The sequence below is a fragment of the Spiroplasma endosymbiont of Anurida maritima genome (assembly GCF_042465095.1).
Classification (GTDB): Bacteria; Bacillota_I; Bacilli_A; order Mycoplasmatales; family Mycoplasmataceae.
Map to the genome: position 1 here is coordinate 152,014 of NZ_CP102059.1, position 16,071 is coordinate 168,084.

The window sequence follows — 16,071 nt, forward strand, 5'->3', positions numbered from 1 at the left end:
TAAAATAAGTCATTTAATACTTTTTTGATTGTTTGGCGTTAACAACCAATAAGCAAAGGCTTCAGCAAACAATTCTTCATATTGATGTTTTGTGTTATATTCTAATCTTCCATATGCTGAAGGAACAATCATTCAGGCTAAAAGTTTTTTGGTTCTATTGTTTGTTCCATTATAATTTAATGTTTTGGATATATAATTTACTAAAATATGAGAAATTGGTGTTGTATTAAGNNATAGTTTGATAAACTAGTTTTAGCTTTAGTTTTTTTTTGTTGTATTTATTTCATAAAATTTTGTAAAATTATTAATATTATTTTTATACTTTGTTTTTACATTTAGATAGTTAGAAATAGCGTGCCCTACTTCATGAAATAAAATTGAAGAAATATTTCCTGTAGAGTAAAAACCTTTTAAAAAGTTTTTGTAAATTATAAAAATGTTTAATGCTTTTTTTGTTAAATTTATATCAATAAATCTAAAAAAATTATTGTTGATAATTTTGGTTTTTGTATAAGTTTGAGCTAAAACATTTTTTGTTCTATTTTCCTCATTAATCGTTAATTTACCGATAATCTTAAATAAATGATCTTTGCCAAATAGTTGTTCAATAATATAGTTAAGTGATAATAAATTATGAAAAAATTCAAATCAAAACTTTGGGTGAATATATTTTTTGAATAAAGATAATTTTAACCTTGAATCATTAATAAAAGAAAACATATTTTGTTTTTTATAATTTAAAAAATTTTTATTATCTTTATAAACACTTTTATTGTTAACAATGGTTTTGGATAAATTTTTTTCACATGATTTTATAAAATTTATTTCTTTCTTATTTAAATTTCCTATTATTTTTTGGTATTTTTCGTTGTAGTCTTTAGAAAAATATTGGTTTAAAAACTTTCCGTTGTTGTTCCTTACAGAAGCTAATTTTTCATTTGTTTTATTCTCTGGATAAGGATTGCAATCAATATCTGAATAGTTAGTAAGTGAGCTAAAAGCATAGATTTTGGCATGTTTAGTAAGTAAAAGACACCCAATAAATATTAGTAATAAAATAAAAAATATTTTTATACAAAATTTTATTTTTTTATTCATAAGAACCCCAAATTATAGAGTAAATAATATCATTAAAAATATTTTAGATAAAAAAAATATGCCTTATAAGCATATTTTTTTATTACTTCAATGTTTTTATTATTTTGTTTAATAATTCATTTGAAATTGGTTTGTTTCATGAACTATCTTCACGAATCAAACTTCCGATGTGAATAGACTTTGCAAACTTTTTAACACTTTCTATGTTTTCAAAATTTACACCCCCACCAACTAATAGTTTTATTTGAAAATTATTCTTTACTCGATTGTCTTCTAATTCATTTAAAAGCTTTAAATTATTTGAAACTCCAGTTGGCGTTCCTGAAGTTAAAATTGAATCAACTTTAACTTCATTCAAGTAATTCATTTCTTCATTTTTATTAGTTAAAGCAATGTTGTCAAAAGCTCGATGAAATGTTACTTTTAATTTTTTTGTCTGTTTCATTATCTTGTTCATTCTTGTTCTAGAAACTAATTTGTTTTTAGATAATGCTCCAATTACAATTCCATTAATGTCTGTCTTTGAAATTTTTTTAATAGTTTTTAACATTTTTTTAAATTCTCAAAAACCATAATATTCTTNTTCAGAATATCTAACAATAACATTTACAGGAATTTTAGAAATGCTTGCTGCTTGCTTTATATCTTTAAGTAATGGTGTATATCCACCTTTTTCTAAATTAATACAATATTCAATGCGGTCAATATTATAACTATTTAAAAATTTAATATCATTTATGTCTTTAGCAATAATTTCAATAAACATATTATGCTCCTAATAATTTTTCTAGATCTTTGATTAATGTTTTAAGTTCGTTTAGTAATGGTTCATAAACTTTTTTGTCTGTGTAATCAATCCCAATACTTTTTAATATTTCTAATGGTTCTTTTCTACCACCTTGTTTTAAAAACTCAATTAAAGTTTCTGGTTTATTATTTTGCACATCTTCATATAATTTAAATGAAGCTACAATACAAGTTGCATATTTATAAACATAAAATGGTGAGTGGAAAAAGTGTGAAATTCTTGGTCAACCATATGTTGGTTTCTTTTTATCATCATCAAATACACTGTACCCAAAATCATTAGCAATGTCTTTAAATAAGTTTCCTAAAATATCAGAATCAATATGTTCTTTGTTCTCAATTTTTTTAAATGCTTGATACTCAAATTTTGCAAAATGAATTTGTCTAAAGAATGTTGCCATGATATCTTCAATACGATTTTGAATTAAATATATTTTTTCTTCTTTAGTTTCAACTTTTTTAATTAAATAGTCAAACATTAAATGTTCATTAACAGTTGATGCAACTTCAGCTAATATGATTGGGTAATTCGCTAAAGGCCCTTTATTGTACTTATCAGCATACATAGTATGTACAGAGTGACCAACTTCATGCGCTAAGGTATTAACTGATTGAATAGTATAATCTCAATTCATTAAAATGATCGGATCCACAGTTCCCCCACCAGTTGAGTAAGCCCCAGATCTTTTATTTGTATCTTCAAAATAATCAATACGGTTTTTTTGTCATGCAATATCTAAATAACTTAAATATTCATTTCCTAAAGGTTTTAATGCTTCTTTAATTATTTTTTTAGCATCTTCAATTTCAAATTTCTTACCTAAAAATCCTTTAATATTTTGTGTTAGTTTTAAAGAACGATCTGTTGAATAGAACTTTTTAAATTTAAAATGTTTTTTAACAATTTCATTAAATTTAACAAATAAATCACTATTTTTTTGTCCAGCATCAATTAATGATTCTAAAATATCATTTGATACTTCATCACTTTCTAAAAAGTAATTAACAATGTCATTATATCCACGTAATTTTTGATCTTCTAAAGCTGAAACAATAATGTTTTTATAAATTTCGGCAAAAGTATGTTTGTGACTTGTATATTGTTTAGAAAATAAGCTTGCAGCTTTCTTTCTTAACTCTTGATCTTTAATTGGATCACTGTTTTCCATTATTTTTTTATATAAAGTTATTGTTAATTCTTCTTCTTTGCCATCAATTTCAATCATAACTTTTTTATTATCAGCATATGCTAATGTGTCATAAAGACTATCATTTGCAGATAAAGTTCTTGATAACTTTGAAATTAATAGTTCAGCTTTTTCACTCAAAACATGTTTTGTTCTTTTAAAGAATGAACGATAAGGATACTCTAAATGGCTAATCTCTTTATTGTTCTTAATAAAACTCATAATTTTATCTTTACCAACTTCTTTAAGTTCAGATTGTGTAAAAGATAATGATGTTAAAACATCATTAATTTTATTTGTATATATTGAAAATAGTTTTTGATACTCTAAATTTGTTGTATCAATATCACTCATTCTTGTATATACTGCAATTTTTTCTAATTTTTCTTCTGCTTCCTTATTTAATAGACAATACTTAATAAAGATTTCTTCTTTGTGTAAATTTCCTTTTAAATCAGCAATTTTTTTAAATATTTCTACAACTGCATCTACATCCTTTTCTCACTCTGCGTGATTTTTATATAAATGAGAAAAGTCTCATTTATATTCTGGTTTAGCGTTATTTCTTTTCATGTTTCCCCTTATAAAATTACATATCAGTTATTAATGTTATAATTTTACTATAACTATTCAAAAATTAGAGTATTAAGAGAGGAAATTACATGATAACTTTAAATAAAAAAAATGATTATATTAATTTTAAAATAATCAAAGAAAAAGATATTAAAAATGAATTTATTAATAGACGAGAAAAAAACATCACTTTTATTAGTGAAGAAAAAACAGTTTACTGTGTTTTAAATGGAAAACTACCTTGAATTGAAATGAAGGACCTTATATTAGGATTTGTTAAAGCAAATAAATATAATATAAACTTTGACTTACAAAATATAATAGACCACTTAGAATATGGTTGTGCAATTCAAGCAATTACTGAAGGTGTCTACTTTGCATCTCATAAGCAATTTTCATTAAAAGAAAAAAGTTGTCCATATAGTGCAAAATTTAACATTAATTGTAACTGTGCTACATGTGACCAAAAACATTGTGAAGAAGTTTTAAATGATAAAATAACTGTAATGGAAGCAATTAACTTTGCAAGAGATTTACAAGATGCTCCTCCTAACTTAATGACACCAGAAATTTTTGCAGAAAAAATTAAAGAACAAGCTAAGGGAATTAAAAATTTAACAGTTAAAATTTTAGATAAAAAAGAAATTGAACAAGAAAAAATGGGATTATTACTAGCGGTTAATGCTGGAAGTTATAACGATCCTAGAGTTGTTGTTTTAGAATATAATGGAAATACTAAATCTAAAGAAAAAACAGCATATGTTGGTAAAGGAATTACTTTTGATAGTGGTGGTTATAATTTAAAACCTTCAAACTTTTTAAGAGGAATGAAATTTGATATGTCAGGAGCTGCAATTGTAGCTGGGGCTGTTATTGCAATTGCAAAACTTGGATTAAAACAAAATATTTCAAGTGTAAGTTGTTTAACAGAAAACAGAATTGGTGGAAAAGCTATTTTAACTGAATCTGTTGTTAAAACAATGAATGGTAAAACAGTACAAATTGATAATACAGATGCTGAAGGTAGACTAGTATTAGCTGATGGATTAACATATTCTGTTAGAAATTTAAAAGCTACAAAATTAGTTGATGCAGCAACATTAACTGGAGCAATCGTTGTTGCTTTAGGAAATAACTATACTGGAGTTTTCTCAACAAATGATGAGTATTATGATGTGTTTGCTAAAGCTGCTAAAAATGCTAAAGAAGAAATTTGAAGAATGCCAATTCACAAAATTCATTTTGAATCTGTTAGAAGTACACCAATAGCTGATTTATCAAATATTGGTAAATTAGATCGTGAGGCCGGAAGTTCAACAGCTGCTGCTTTCTTAACAGAATTTGCTGAAGGAGTACCTTTTGTACATTTAGATATTGCTGGAAGCGCAACAAACAAAGAACGTGGAACTGGTGTAATGTTAAAAACACTTGTGGAATTAGCAAAATAAATTTTATATAAAACATAAAAAACGAGTTATAACTCGTTTTTTTTATTTATAAATTTGCAGGGATTTCGCTATCTATCCCGTTATTTTCTAAAATTAATTTTGTATAATCTATTGTTAATTTAGCTTGTTTTCCAAGCATTTCTAAATAACCTTTACTTAATAAATTTGTGTGAAATATATTGTAGTGCTTAATAAATTCTTTTTCAATATCTATTATTTTTTCACTTTTATTAACTTTATAATTTCACTTATTTATAAAAGGTTTTATTTCTTCATTTAACATTTGTAAAATTATTGCGTTACTTTTAAAAGCTGTTGGATAGCTTTGAACTGTATTTTTAATTTTTAGATGTGAACTATTTAAACTATTTAAAGTTTCTTTAATATCTCCATATTTATTATCAAATTTATTTCCCATAACAGTTGTAATGATTTCTACCAAAACAGTTCACGAAACTATTCTATCTGTATTATTTTTTCTAATAGATAAACCACCAAAACTTAGTTCTGCGTTGAACTTATTCATCTCTTTATTTTTTATTTGTACTAATTTTTCAAACTTTTGATTTTCTTTACGATTTTTTATTTTATTAAAAATAAAACCAATAAGAAATATTATAATCGTAATCAAAATTGGTGTAATAATAATAAATATTACAAATAAATTAAAATACGTATTTACAAAGTTAGCTAATTGATCAATTCATTTCATGTTTTACCCCACATAAGTTAAGATACCTTAATTATAATCAAAAAATCATAACACAATATTTACTTTACTTTTTTAAATATATAATTTTGTGCTTTTTTGTTATATTTTGGTCCTTGCATAGTTTTTAATACATTTTCACGATTAATTGCTTCATTGTTTTTACGTGTAAAATACGAGTCTAAATTGTTTGTTTCAATATTGGTGTTCATAACTCCAATTAATTCATAGTCACTATCTAAAAAAGCTAGCGTTGCATCCCCATGACTATCATTTGCAAAAAGTATTCCCCCAACTTTTAATAAATGTTTTGTGTCTTGGCCTACAAATCCAGCATACTGTGAAATTATTAAATCAACTTTTTCTGTATGATTTAGATTTTTATAATTTTCGCCAATAAATGATACTTTTACAGTATCTTGATATTCTTTATTTTCTTCAACATAGTTTATTATCTTATCAATGTTTTTGAAAAACTTAATTGTTCCCTTAAAATTATCAACATAAGTAACATTAGGAATAATAAATGATGGTGAAATATCTATATGACTTCCTGGATAAATTGCTGTTTTAATATTATATTTATCAACAACTTTTTCATAAATACTTTTACGATCGCCAATTTTACTAGCGTATTCTTGATATTCTTTTACAACTTCTTGCATTATAATCTCCAATTCTTTAATTGATAAAAAAAAGAACCATAGTGGTTCTTTTTTATTATGTATTAAACAACAAACGCTAAAATAATAGCAATAACAAGAGCATAAATAGCTCCAGATTCTGTAATGGCATTGGCAATAATGAACATTGTTCTAATTTTACCTTCTACCTCTGGATTTCTACCTAAAGCTTCAACAGCTTTTCCCCCAGTATATCCTTGTCCAATACCTGTACCTGCAACACCAACTGCTGCTAACCCGGCTCCAATATGACTTAATTTACCACTAACTTCAACGGCAAAAAAAGTAAATGCTCCTAGGTTCATTAAAAATAAATCTAACACAAAAATGCTCCTTCCAATTTAATATTAATTACATCTTCTATACTATTATACAATTAATATAAACGAGTGTAAATAATAAATTATGTTAAAAGGAAAAACATTTAATATTTATATAAAGATACCAAATCGATCAATGATAGTTCTACTTTTTCGTTCTAAAATAATAAATAAAACTGATGTTAAAATAAATTTTACAAAGAATATTCCAAAAAATATTCCTAAGAAAATAAATATGTTTTTAGTTGAAGCGAATAACTCTCCGCTTAACCCACCTTCCTCATGTTGTATTTCACTAAATACAGCGTGAACATGATCGTGTGTATCACCTAATAAAATATATGCCATTCCTAGCTCCGCTAATGATTCAATCATTGCAGCTAACGGCACAATTATTATAAAAGCAATAATTTTCTTTTTATAAGAAACGTTTGAAATTTCATGGTGGTGATTATGAATTTCTTNTTTATTTTTATGAATATCCGTTGATGAGGATTCAACTTTTACATAAGCACTAAATACAATGTAATAAATAAATCAAACTAATAATACTATTAGAATATTTGAAAACATATAAAATACCATTTGAATTGGTGAGTGTGCCCCATCTATTGCTTGGTGAACTCACGGAACACCCACTGCTAATCCTAATGAAAACGGTAGCCCCACTAATGCAATTGAATAAATTAAAAATATTGAATCAAATAATCTAAGACTAAAAAATGTCCCTCAAGGCATCGGAATTTTGATAGCTTCTATTAAACTTAACCCCGTGATTAAAGCTAATAAAACTCCTGTTATTACTATTTTAAAAATGATATTTCTTTTATCATAATTTTCTTTTTTTGCTAAGTTGTGTTTAATTCTAAACCCAATTGACGAAACTTGCTTATCATCATTTTGTGGTTTATCATTATTTGTTGTGCAATCTGCCATAATTAAAACTCCTTTTATTTATAAAAATTATAAATAAAAGGAGTTAAAAAGTCAAGGTTTTAGAAGCCTAAACCACCAATATTTCCCATTCCTGGAATATTTGGCATACGACCTGATTTAATTTGTTTTGCTATTTGATCAACTTGTTTTTTAGTTTTTTCATATTGTGATATTAATTCATTATATTCTTTGTCATTTCGCCCAGAACCTTTAACAATTCTTTTTCGACGATTTAATTGCTTAATTAATCTTGGTTCTCTTCGCTCTTTAATAGTCATTGAGTTTAAAATAATTTCAGCAATACGTAGTTTTTCTTCAGCTTTTACAATACGATCTTCTGAAACATTTGGCATTCCTGGCATCATTTTCATAATTCCACCCATTTTACCCATGCTTGATATTTGTTTCATTTGATTTAATAAGTCTTGTAAATCAAATTGACCAGCCATCATACGGTTCATTGTTTTTTTCATGTCACGTTCTGAAATATTTTCTTGAGCTTTTTCAAATAAAGTTTGAACATCACCCATCCCCAATATTCTATCTGCCATACGATCTGGGTAAAATATTTGCAAGTTACTTAATCCTTCACCAGTACCAACAAAAGCAATAGGTAATTTTGTTAAATATCTAATAGAAAATACTGCCCCACCTCGAGCATCTCCGTCTAATTTTGTAACAATAACACCAGTTATTTTTAATAAATCATTAAAAGAATTTGTAACATTAATAATATCTTGTCCCGTCATTCCATCAACAACAATAAAAATTTCATCTGGTTTAACTTCTGTTTTTATGTTTTTTAACTCTTGCATTAAATCTTCATCAATATGCAATCTACCAGCTGTATCGATGATAATTAAGTCATGTCCATTTTCATTAGCATATTGAATGGCCTGTTTTGATGTTAAAACTGGATCTTGTTTTCCTTTTTCAAAAACTGTAATCCCAAGTGTTTTTCCAATTACTTGTAATTGTTCAATCGCTGCTGGTCTGTAAATATCAGCTCCCACCAATAAGGGGTTTTTAGCTTTTTTCTTACGTAAAAAATTAGCAATCTTACCAGTTGATGTTGTTTTACCAGAACCTTGTAACCCGACCATCATAATAATTGATGGTTTCGAAGTTAAAGCTACATCATATGGTTTTTGCCCTAAAATTGTTGTAATTTCTTCATGAACAATTTTGATCATCATTTGATCTGGTCTTAAACCTTCTTGAATATACTCGTATTTAGCTTTTTCTTTAACATTTTCAATAAAAATTTTAACAACTTCGTTGTTAACATCAGCTTCTAATAATGCTAATCTAATTTCTTTTAAAGCTAATGCAATTGTTTCTTCACTTAGTGTAGATTTCTTAATATTTTTATTAATACTTTTTTTTAACCTATTTGCTAAAAATTCTCCAAACATATTATTACCTCTTTTTTAATCTTTTTTATTATAACTTAAAATTATTTTTGTTTAAATCCCTTATAAATATTCTTTAATAAATTTTCGTATTTATTATTTTGAAACTCAAAATAATTATCATTTTTTATTTTATTTGGTAAGTATTGTTGTTCAACATAATTATTCGTAAAATCATGTGGTAATTTATAACCAATACCTCGCTTTAATTTTTGAGCCCCACTATAGTGGTTGTCTTGAATGTGTTTAGGTATTTCTAAATTATCATTGTTGACAATAGCAGCTTTTGCTTTACTTATAGCTTTTGTCGCAGAATTTGATTTATGACTTAAAGCCATTTCAATAATAACTGTTCCCAACGGCAACACACCTTCAGGTAAGCCAACTTCAGTAAAAATATCACAAGCGGTTTTTACTCGTGATGGGATTGCCGGGTTAGCTAAACCAATGTCTTCGTAAGCTATTATTTTCATTCGACGCATTAAGGTTAAATAATCCCCGTTATTTAATAAACGATGCATATAGTGTAACGCTGCATTTACATCACTACCTCTAATTGATTTTTGAAAGGCTGATAATAAGTCATAGTGCATGTCCCCTTGTTTATCAGCTAAAATATTTGAGGCAAATCCAATTTGTTCATATATTGTTTTGTCTACCAAAATATCTTTATATAACTTAGCAATTATTTCTATTTTATTTAAACAAGTTCTTAAATCGCCATTGCTATCATTGATAATTAAATCAATTGTTTCAGAACTTACTTGCAAGTTATTATTATCTATAACTTTTTTTAATCCCAACTTTAATTCTTCTTTATCAATAGAGTTAAGTTGCAATATGTTACAACGACTCCTTAAAGCTTGATTAATTGTAAAAAATGGATTTTCTGTTGTAATTAAAAAAATATTTTTTTTACCATGTTCGATATATTCTAATAACAAATCTTGTAAATTTTTATTCATACGATGAATATCTTCAATTATTATTGTTGAATTATTATTGTTTAAAAGTTTTGTTAAATCACTTTTTGTTTGTAAAGCAGCATTAAAAACATCATAATCAATTTTTAACTCTGCACATAAAGTTGTTGCTAAAGTAGTTTTACCAACACCGGCCGGTCCATAAAAAATTAAACTAGTTATAACTTGTTCTTGAATCATTTTAAAAATAATCCCGTTGTTATGGAGCAAATGTTTTTGGCCAATGATATCTTTAATGGTTGAAACCCTTTGGCTGTTTGCAAAATTGTTCATTTATCCCTTTTTATTTATTTCAAAAATATATTTGTTTGTAAAAATTTCATTACTTAATGAAGATATAGTTACACGATGAAAACGTTTAAAATCTTTAATTGTGACTTTAATATTGTCACTTGCAATTTTATTATTTTCAATATAATCAGCTACTTTATCGCTAATTAAACTTTCAGTAATTTTATCTTCTTTCATAACATTTAATTCAAAATACTTTTTGAATCTTCACTCTTCAATATTAAATAAATTTACATATGGTTTTTCATATGTAAAACCAACTGTTCTAAATTTTTTAGCAAAGACATATTGACATAATATACATAATGAAATTCCTACTAAAATGAATAATCAAAGCATTATATAATCAGCTACACGATTGTTTTGAATTCACAGATCTTTATCATCTCTTTGTAACTCTAAAATAAAACGAATAAAGTTTCATCCAGCAAAATAAGCTCCAGATTGAACTCCGACTTTTGTAAGATTATATTTGTTTTTATTATTAATCTTTTCTAAATTACGACTATCATTTTTAAATCAAGTTTTAACTCTAGAACTGTATTTTTCNNGTTTAAATCTGTAATTGTTAAAGTTGATTTAGCTTTTTAATAATTCATCAAAATTTACACTACTATATTCATAGTTTTTCTCTCAAGCTTCTTTGAAAGACATTTTATTTTCCTCATGATATTTTTTATTAAAAAATCTTTTAACACTATAACCAAAAGATGGTTTTATTTTGCTGTTTTTTCATGGTTTTCTTCCAAAATATTTTATATTTGGTAATCCAAAAGTAATAGAAACTCATAGCACAAAGCTAAAAAAAGATTCATATAAAAATATTGGATGACGATAAACAATTTCTCCACCGATCATTTCTGGTGATGACCCAATCATTTCAAAAGCGTTATCTCTTATAATTGCTGGCAATCATCTTAAAGAATCATAATCCACAACAGCCCCTAGTACTTCATGGTTGAAAAAGTTTCCTCATCTCCCAATAACTTGTCCTAATAAAATATTTGGTATTATACAATCCATATAAACTCATAATGATACTTTTGTTTTTTTAGATACAAAATAAAATATTAAACATCCAACTAAAACACCCACAATAACACCACCGTGAATGCTTAATCCAGCTTCTCAAAATGCAAATAGTGAAAAGAATTCAATTTTTCCAATTTCTGAAACTCACGGATGACCGACAATTCCATTAAATTTACCAAAAAAGCTCGCTCCAAATAAAGCTGCTGGAATTATCGGAATAACAGATCATGCTAAATATTCTGTTTCAACTTTTTTAGCTTTCATTCTTAAATAAGAACCAAAAACGGATGCAACCATTCCAACTGTCATAAAAATTGGATACATTGCAACTCAACCAAAATATACACCTTTAATATTGTGAGGAGCATATTCATAAGTTGAAGTAATAATATTTAAAATATCAAATGATTGATTAAACATAAATAATACACACCTTTCATACATATACTAAATTATTATAACTTATTTGCTCTCACATTAAACGAAAAAAACACATTTTATAAATGTGTTTTAGAAGTTAATTACTATATCTTAAAGCATTAACTGGTTTAATTTTTTGCATTGATTTTCAACTAATAAAGTATGTACTTGTATATATTAATCCAATGATTAAGAATACAACAACAGGTATTCATCACGTAAATATAAATGGTAAGACTCATGAAGTTTGAATAGCCAATAAATCAATTACTCATTTAATTGCAAAGAATCCAAATACCATACCAGCCATAAACATTGCAATAATAACCGGAATATACATACCAATTACATATAATGTAACCTCGTTATCCTTGTATCCTAACAACTTGATTGTTGCAATAACTTTTCGATACTCATAAATAATTAAGTTTGAAGTTAACATAATAATTAAGAAAGAAATTATTGAAGCAAAGATAATAAATTGAATCATAATAATGTTAATTATTGATGTTAATTTACCTAATATTTCTTTACTTACTGATAATGGTGCTATGAAATTAGTAGTTCCAACTCCATTCCTATTATAGTCAACACCTTCAAAAACTCCTCCATCAAGCCCAAATTTACTATAATCACTAAACGAGTTAGTTGTTGATAATGAGTTTCTAATATCGTAAATTCTACTTGACTCTGACATTTTAAAATTAAATAAAGGATATTGATTTTCAAAAACTTTATTTATAATTTGTAAGTTTGTATTATCTTTAGTAGCTGTTTCAAAATCAGCATATGTCTCAAAATCTTGCAATATATTAAAATCAAATTTTTCATTTGTTACTGGTAATGTTTGCACACCTTTAAATTCTCATTCTTTTTTGAATAACTCAAAATGCATTTCTCTAGATATGTCTCATTTTAAAATTTCTTCCGCTTTTGTTTTATTAACATAAGCTTTTGGTTCACCATAAGAATCGGTTACACCTAAAATTTGTAATTCTTCATGAGAATTATTTGATAATTTAATAACTTCAGCCTTTTTAACGGCTTGTGTATATTCAGAAGCATTAGAACCTACATTATCCATTGATTTACCATCAACTTCAATTTTTCCTTTAGGCATTGAAACGTTTTGGATAAGTTCTGGAGCTCCTCCATCAAGTTCGTCAAAAATTATATCTGATTTTTGTACAGTTTCGTAATTATCTCGTTCAATATTTGATTGTAGTTCAAAGTTTAATGCTTCAAAACTGATGCTATCACCCTTACCCAAACCAAGCTGTTTTGCGATGGTTTGATTTATGATAATTCCATCTTGGTTTTGATATAAATCTCTATTTAATGATTTCTTTTTGTAATCATAAAGTTGAATTAATGATTTTTTTTGTAATTCACTTTCTTTTTCTAAACCAAATATTTTGAAATTATAATTATTTTGTTTAGCATTAAAGTAAGTACCTAATTCGTCATATGTATTGTCAAAAGGAATAACATTAAACCCAACATTGAACTCTTCTTCGTTGATTATTGAAGCAGTTATTTGTTCTTTAATGAAATTAGGAGATTTTGAAAATACTCCCATTGTTACCGATTGCCCCATACGACCGTGATATAGTAGCGCGAAATGAATTAGAGTTTTCATAATTCAATCATCTCTAAATTTATCGCTATAACCAGGAGTTCCTGGGTTAATATTTAAAAATTCTTTTTCATCTTTTAAACGAATACGATATTTAGCATTTTCATTTTCAAAAAAATTACTCATATTTTCATTTCAAATTTCATTAATAAATTCGTCATAACGATCTTTATATTCTGTTTTATATGTTCCTATTGGTCCAAGCAATGAATTAAACACTCTTGTCACTTCTTCTATGTTTATGTTTGAAGGGTCTTGAGAACTTTTTTCTTGATCAATTAAATACTTGCTATTTACATTAGCAAATTGGGCAATTCTCACTTCGTTATAATATTTTTTTAAAGCCACATAACCTTCATCAGTAAACACTTTACTTATATCTTTTTTAGAATAGTAATCATTATAAACAATTGCTCCAGAGTCTCAAGATAAACTGTTGACGATGGGATAAAAGAATCCTCCATCTAATGTTTCTAAAGAACTTAAAAATGCTTTTGTAAACATTTTACCATTTAAGGCCGTTAATTGTTCTTGTGCAATTTGCAGAACAGCTGTATCACTATTTTTAAATTGTGGTGATGTTGGAGCGTAGTATTCTTGATTTATTGAATTATTATATAAATCTTGTAAAATTTTTGTTGATAAAAATGCCCCTTGTTCATTTTGGTATCCGTAATATTTTTCAGAATTCGGGTCTGTTTCATTTATATCTCAACCAAAACGATTTGCATGTACATATTTTTGTCCTTCTTCTTGAATTTTAATGTACTCTCATGGTTTTTGTGTTGGGTTATATGTTTGAAAATGTGTGTATGGAGAATTATAAACAGGTTGTTCATATTCAATTAAATGATCATAATTCATTCCTTCAAATGATTTACTTTGATTATCACGCATGATCTTTGGTCCAATAACAGCTCCAGCCATTAATGTTGTTCCCATAAACATTGTTAAAGCAACTGTAATTATTTTACTAATAGAACTTGAGAAAATTGCTAAACGAAATCTTGTTGAAAAACTTCTATGCTTTCCTCAAGCACTAACCATCATTGAAAATCTTGAAACACTCTTAATCCCTTCTGATTTTAATAATTCTAATGGTTTAGCTTTAATTGCAATGTATGTTGTTATCATTGATACAATTCCTAAAAATCCAAAAATAATTAAGAAACCATATAAGAATGATGCAAAATCAAATGTATATCCACCAAATGGTAAATTAAAGTATTTTAAAAATAACCCAACAATTAGTATTTGAAAAATTGCTGCTGGTATAAATGCCAGAACAGAACCAATTAATGATGAAATAATAGGATATGACATTGAAGTCATAGTTATGGCCCCATTTGAATAACCTAAAGATTTGAAAACTCCTAATTGTGCTTTGTTTTTATCAATGTTTTTCTTTGTAATTAAAGTTACTGTTGTAACACTAACAACAATGATTATTAACAATAATGAATACATTAAGTATTGATACCCAATAATTGTTGATAAAATAGCTGATGTTCTATTGCTGTATTTGTAATCATTATCCCCTAAAGCATAAAACAATTTAGAACTTACGTTTGAATTATTCAAAAACTCTTTTTTAAGTTCTGTATCCATATTGTTAATAGCTGATTGATCGTTTTTTAAATCAGCATTATTATATTTTCCATAATAAACAACTTCTCTATCATATTCTGATGTAACAACAAGTTTATCTTGTGATGTATCATAATCTCAAATTGAGTTTTCAGAAGTTGGTGAACGTGTTTTATTTAATCCAAAAACAGAGGCATCAATGTAAAAAATACCTTCATTAACTTTATCTGGAACTATTGTTGTTTCATTTATTATAGGCATCATCATATCACTTGATGAACCAAATCCCACAACTTTAAATCAATTAAACAAACTGTACTCGGGATTTAAAGCATCAAATGGTGTCAATATTGAATCACCCATTTGGTCAGCTTGAACTCTGATTGAACTACCAATATTAATATTGTTATTATCAGCAAACTCTTTGTTTACAATAATTTGCTTGCTTAAAGGTATGCCTTTTTTTAGTAATTCATCTGAGCCTAATGTGTGACCTTCTTGAATTATTAGCTTATTAATCCTTTGATCAAAATTTTTCTCATTGTCTTTTGTTTTATATGACGCTAATTTTAAAGTTTTTTTACTGTCATTGTTATTTAGTGAGAAAGTTCTATACTCTGTTCTTTCTCAATAAAATGAATGCTTTGAAGAATCTTGGGCAATATTCTCAATTGACATACTTTCTTCTTTTTGTCTTGTGTACTCAGTTTCAGGAGTAACGCTTCTTGTATTTGATAAATCAATAACAAAGTCATGAACATTTGATTCTCTAATTGTATATTCATATTGAGATTCTAACTTTGTTAAACCAACCCTTAACAGGGAGAAAATTGTTGCTGATAATATTACTAATAAAACCAGACTTATAAGTTGAATTTTGTTTCTAAAACTCTGTTTAATAGCATTTTTAAAAATGTAATAATTTTTCATAAAATAATATCTCCTTTCA

Annotated in this window: 12 protein-coding genes; 1 reads left to right on the forward strand and 11 read right to left on the reverse strand. The window is 26.3% G+C overall.

Annotated elements, in window-relative coordinates:
* Window positions 1-258: 258 nt before the first annotated feature.
* The 3 genes from NPX79_RS00855 to pepF all read right to left on the reverse strand — a co-directional run bounded on the left by NPX79_RS00855 (window position 259) and on the right by pepF (window position 3,665).
* Window positions 259-1,098, reverse strand: a complete 840-nt coding sequence (locus NPX79_RS00855) for a hypothetical protein (protein ID WP_381415242.1) — start codon at window positions 1,096-1,098, stop codon at window positions 259-261.
* A gap of 82 nt (window positions 1,099-1,180) precedes the next feature.
* The gene (locus NPX79_RS00860; protein ID WP_381415243.1) at window positions 1,181-1,864 is read right to left on the reverse strand and encodes a copper homeostasis protein CutC; all 684 of its coding nucleotides are present in this window, start codon (window positions 1,862-1,864) and stop codon (window positions 1,181-1,183) included.
* A 1-nt stretch (window position 1,865) separates the two neighbouring features.
* Window positions 1,866-3,665 carry an oligoendopeptidase F gene (pepF, locus tag NPX79_RS00865; RefSeq protein WP_381415244.1) on the reverse strand — a complete coding sequence of 600 codons (1,800 nt, stop codon included), beginning with the start codon at window positions 3,663-3,665 and terminating at the stop codon, window positions 1,866-1,868.
* Window positions 3,666-3,754: 89 nt separating this feature from the next.
* On the opposite strand from pepF, the gene NPX79_RS00870 reads away from it, so the two are divergent.
* Window positions 3,755-5,113: a M17 family metallopeptidase gene (locus NPX79_RS00870; protein WP_381415245.1), complete on the forward strand. Its 1,359-nt coding sequence runs from the start codon at window positions 3,755-3,757 to the stop codon at window positions 5,111-5,113.
* A 46-nt stretch (window positions 5,114-5,159) separates the two neighbouring features.
* Here NPX79_RS00870 and NPX79_RS00875 read toward each other — a convergent pair whose 3' ends face one another.
* The 8 genes from NPX79_RS00875 to NPX79_RS00910 form a co-directional block, all read right to left on the reverse strand.
* A complete protein-coding gene (locus NPX79_RS00875; RefSeq protein ID WP_381415246.1) occupies window positions 5,160-5,825 on the reverse strand; it encodes a hypothetical protein in 666 nt (221 codons plus the stop codon).
* 59 nt (window positions 5,826-5,884) lie between these two features.
* Entirely contained in the window at window positions 5,885-6,487 is a 603-nt protein-coding gene (locus NPX79_RS00880; RefSeq protein WP_381415247.1) for a hypothetical protein, read from the reverse strand.
* A 62-nt stretch (window positions 6,488-6,549) separates the two neighbouring features.
* Window positions 6,550-6,810 (reverse strand): ATP synthase F0 subunit C, encoded by a 261-nt coding sequence (gene atpE / locus NPX79_RS00885; RefSeq protein WP_381415469.1) that lies wholly within the window; start codon window positions 6,808-6,810, stop codon window positions 6,550-6,552.
* Between the two features lie 1,010 nt (window positions 6,811-7,820).
* Entirely contained in the window at window positions 7,821-9,176 is a 1,356-nt protein-coding gene (gene ffh / locus NPX79_RS00890) for a signal recognition particle protein (RefSeq protein WP_381415248.1), read from the reverse strand.
* A gap of 41 nt (window positions 9,177-9,217) precedes the next feature.
* Complete coding sequence (locus tag NPX79_RS00895; RefSeq protein WP_381415249.1) at window positions 9,218-10,429, reverse strand: replication-associated recombination protein A; 1,212 nt, start codon at window positions 10,427-10,429, stop codon at window positions 9,218-9,220.
* Window positions 10,430-10,786, reverse strand: coding sequence for a hypothetical protein (locus tag NPX79_RS00900; RefSeq protein ID WP_381415250.1), 357 nt, complete (start codon window positions 10,784-10,786; stop codon window positions 10,430-10,432).
* Between the two features lie 240 nt (window positions 10,787-11,026).
* Window positions 11,027-11,899, reverse strand: a complete 873-nt coding sequence (locus NPX79_RS00905; RefSeq protein ID WP_381415251.1) for a prolipoprotein diacylglyceryl transferase family protein — start codon at window positions 11,897-11,899, stop codon at window positions 11,027-11,029.
* A 97-nt stretch (window positions 11,900-11,996) separates the two neighbouring features.
* A complete protein-coding gene (locus NPX79_RS00910; RefSeq protein ID WP_381415252.1) occupies window positions 11,997-16,052 on the reverse strand; it encodes an ABC transporter permease in 4,056 nt (1,351 codons plus the stop codon).
* Window positions 16,053-16,071 lie beyond the last annotated feature (19 nt).